General features: G+C 45.0%; 4 protein-coding genes and 1 pseudogene. All 5 read left to right on the top strand.

Annotated features, from left to right (window positions below):
- The coding region (locus BCT81_RS28455; protein WP_277869856.1) for a molybdopterin dinucleotide binding domain-containing protein at positions 1–302 on the top strand (302 nt) is incomplete at its 5' end.
- An 11-nt stretch (positions 303–313) separates the two neighbouring features.
- Positions 314–922 carry a formate dehydrogenase FDH3 subunit beta gene (gene fdh3B, locus BCT81_RS28450; RefSeq protein ID WP_004742271.1) on the top strand — a complete coding sequence of 203 codons (609 nt, stop codon included), beginning with the start codon at positions 314–316 and terminating at the stop codon, positions 920–922.
- Positions 923–935: 13 nt separating this feature from the next.
- Complete coding sequence (locus BCT81_RS28445) at positions 936–2,009, top strand: formate dehydrogenase subunit gamma (RefSeq protein WP_102426608.1); 1,074 nt, start codon at positions 936–938, stop codon at positions 2,007–2,009.
- Positions 1,993–2,409, top strand: a complete 417-nt coding sequence (locus BCT81_RS28440) for a hypothetical protein (protein ID WP_102426607.1) — start codon at positions 1,993–1,995, stop codon at positions 2,407–2,409. Before BCT81_RS28445 ends, BCT81_RS28440 begins: the two co-directional genes overlap by 17 nt.
- A gap of 384 nt (positions 2,410–2,793) precedes the next feature.
- Positions 2,794–3,170 (top strand): annotated as a pseudogene (locus BCT81_RS28435) (ammonium transporter); the annotation flags it as partial.

The raw sequence follows: 3,170 nt of genomic DNA, 5'->3' as shown, positions 1-3,170 counted from the left end.
ACCCGAAAGACGCAAACGACATCGGCTTTAAAGACGGTGATGATGTTTGGGTTGAAGGTGCAGAGAAGGGCCGTATTAAGGTGAAAGCGATGGTAACACGTCGTGTTAAACCGGGTTTGGCGTTCATCCCATTCCACTTCGGTGGTAAGTTCCAAGGTGAAGATTTGCGTTCTAAGTACCCAGAAGGCACTGATCCTTACGTTATTGGTGAAGCTGCTAACACAGCAACCACCTATGGTTACGACCCTGTCACGTTGATGCAGGAAACGAAAGTAACCCTTTGTAATATTCGTAAAGCGTAAGGAGTCTTAAAATGGCTAGAATGAAATTTCTTTGTGACACCAAGCGTTGTATCGAGTGTAACGGTTGTGTCACTGCATGTAAGAATGAAAACGATGATGCTCTGGAATGGGGTATTCAACGTCGTCGCGTTGTGACATTGAACGATGGCGAACCGGGTGAAAACTCAATCTCAGTAGCGTGTATGCACTGTACTGATGCACCGTGTATGGCAGTTTGTCCTGCAGACTGTTTTGAACACACAGAAGACGGCATCGTGCTTCACAACAAAGATCTGTGTATCGGTTGTGGTTACTGTTTGTTTGCTTGTCCGTTTGGCGCACCTCAATTCCCTAAACAGGAAGCATTTGGTGAGCGCGGTAAGATGGACAAATGTACCTTCTGTGCTGGCGGCCCTGAAACAGAACCAGGTTCTGTAGAAGAACGTCAGAAGTACGGTGCGAACCGTATTGCTGAAGGTAAGCTTCCAATGTGTGCTTCACTATGTTCTACCAAAGCACTGCTTGCGGGCGACGCAGAGAAAGTTTCTGATGTTTTCCGTCAACGTGTTGTTGAACGTGGTGCGAAAGGCGCGGGCTGGACAGACGGTAATGACCTGTCTTACGACGCAACTAAGAGCTAAGTAGGAGAGACATATGCTTACAATGTTTAAGCGTCTCTTCCTTGTTGTGCTGCCAATGTTGGCAGCACTAACAATGCTTTCTCCTATGAGTCATGCATCTGAGACGAACTCATCACAAACTCAAGCAAGCTCAGCTGAAAGAGAAGTGGTTCAACTTGCTGGTGCGGATTACTGGCGACAAGTTAGAGATGGACAATCAGGTTACACCACATCTCAGTCTCCTGAGCATGGCGTACTCATCAGTACACCAGGTCAAACTTGGTACATCTTAAAAGAGAAGTGGATGTCACCAGCTGGTGCTGTGGCTATCTTTGGTAGTATCGCTTTTGTCACTCTGATGTACGTAGTGATTGGTCCATTGATGCTCAGTGCACCAAGAACAGGTCGTAAGATCAAACGTTGGTCTCGACTGGATCGTGCATTGCACTGGAGCATGGCGTTTACCTTCCTGACACTGGCGTTCAGTGGCTTGATGTTGGTTTATGGTAAGCACTTCTTGAAGCCATACATCCCAACGGATCTATGGGGCTTTATCATTCTATTGGCAAAGCAGTACCACAACTACATTGGTCCGATTTTCTACGTGCTATTGATGGCAGTGCTTATCAAATGGTGGCGTAAATCGATCTTTAAGAAAGTGGATATCCAGTGGTTCTTGAAACTTGGCGGTATGGTAGGGAAACATAAAGGTTCTCACCCGTCTGCAGAGTTCTCAAATGCTGGTGAAAAAGCGCTGTTCTGGCTACTTATCGTTATGGGTAGTGTCGCTGCAATCAGTGGTTTGGTATTGGACTTCCCAATCTTTGGTCAAACTCGCCGTGATATGGAGCTTTCAAACTTAGTTCATATGTTGGCTGCTCTGATCCTTATCTGTGGTTTCGTGTTCCACATCTATATCGGCCTGTTCGGTATGGAAGGCGCACTAGAAGGCATGGTAACGGGTGAAGTTGATGAAACCTGGGCGAAAGAGCACCATGATCTTTGGTACAACGAAGTAATGGAACAAGAGAAAAACGGCGTTGAACAAAGCGCAAACGCAACAACAGAGAAAACGGAAGGGGTGAATAAGAATGAACAAAACTCATAAAGGTATTTGGGTTGCTTACATCCTAAGCTGCTTTACACCATTTACTTGTCTTATCTCTGGTGTGATTGCGATTATCTACGCTGGCTACCGTTTAGACAAAGGCGAAGATGGCGAAGTAGTGGATACCCATTACTACGGCTTGATCCGCTCGTTCTTCTTGAACCTAACCTTCTTTGTAGTTCTTATCGTAACGGTAGCGACCTCAAACGGCGTGTTAATCGGCGTGAACGATTACTGGTATCAAAACCATATCATCGATGACATCGCTTACTACATTCCATATGTAGGTATGTTATTCGGTGGGGTTGCGATTGTGGTTTGGTTTATCCGCATGTATCAAGGTATGCAGCGTTTAAGTCAAAATCTACCGCAAAACCCGTCTACAGGACCAAACCTGTAACGCCAGTGCGTTAGCTAAAGCTCGAAAGCAAAGCCCAGTGATTATTTCACTGGGCTTTTTGTTTTTAGGTCTCCGGCTAGAAACATAGCCGTCAGTTGCGTTCGATCTCTATATCCAGACCCACTCATTGACCGCCTCAATATGGTGCAACTCCCTTATTTGGTGCAGTTGGTGTTGTTATTTTTCCGATATTTAAGATCCATAAAAGTGCACCTAAATATTTAGCCATTCAAAATCAACAGCTTAAAAACAAAAACTGTTGCACCAAAATTACACCATACACTTGGAACACATCTTGCGTTCACTGTTGAGTCTTTAATTAATTACGATATTGAATCGCACGATATCAGTGCAAATCAGATAAAGCGAAAGGAGAATGCTTTAATGAGTGAAACGGTGACTCAAGTTCATAGTGCAGTACAAACCCTTACCCAAAGTTCAGATACTTTATTCCTCTTACTCGGCGCGATCATGGTCTTCTTGATGCACGCTGGCTTTGCTTTTCTCGAAGTCGGTACTGTGCGAAAGAAAAACCAAGTCAACGCGCTGGTTAAGATCCTTTCAGACTTTGGTGTCTCCGCCATCGCTTATTTCTTTATCGGTTATTGGGTGGCTTACGGCGCGCACTTTTTTGCCGACGCAGAAACATTGTCCCAAGGTAATGGGTACGAATTGGTTAAGTTTTTTTTCCTAATGACCTTTGCAGCAGCAATACCTGCAATAGTTTCTGGTGGTATCGCGGAACGTGCGCGTTTCTATCC

Origin of the sequence: Vibrio sp. 10N.261.52.A1 (assembly GCF_002876325.1) — a bacterium.
GTDB classification, from domain to species: Bacteria; Pseudomonadota; Gammaproteobacteria; order Enterobacterales; family Vibrionaceae; genus Vibrio; species Vibrio chagasii.
The sequence above is the reverse complement of the archived record's forward strand: the minus strand, read 5'-3'. Positions and strand labels throughout refer to the sequence as shown.

What these genes read in the sequence shown, in the direction of transcription:
- fdh3B (WP_004742271.1), top strand. Translation starts at nt 314, where the DNA reads ATGGCTAGAATGAAATTTCTTTGTGACACCAAGCGTTGTATCGAGTGT.
- BCT81_RS28445 (WP_102426608.1), top strand. Translation starts at nt 936, where the DNA reads ATGCTTACAATGTTTAAGCGTCTCTTCCTTGTTGTGCTGCCAATGTTG.
- BCT81_RS28440 (WP_102426607.1), top strand. Translation starts at nt 1,993, where the DNA reads ATGAACAAAACTCATAAAGGTATTTGGGTTGCTTACATCCTAAGCTGC.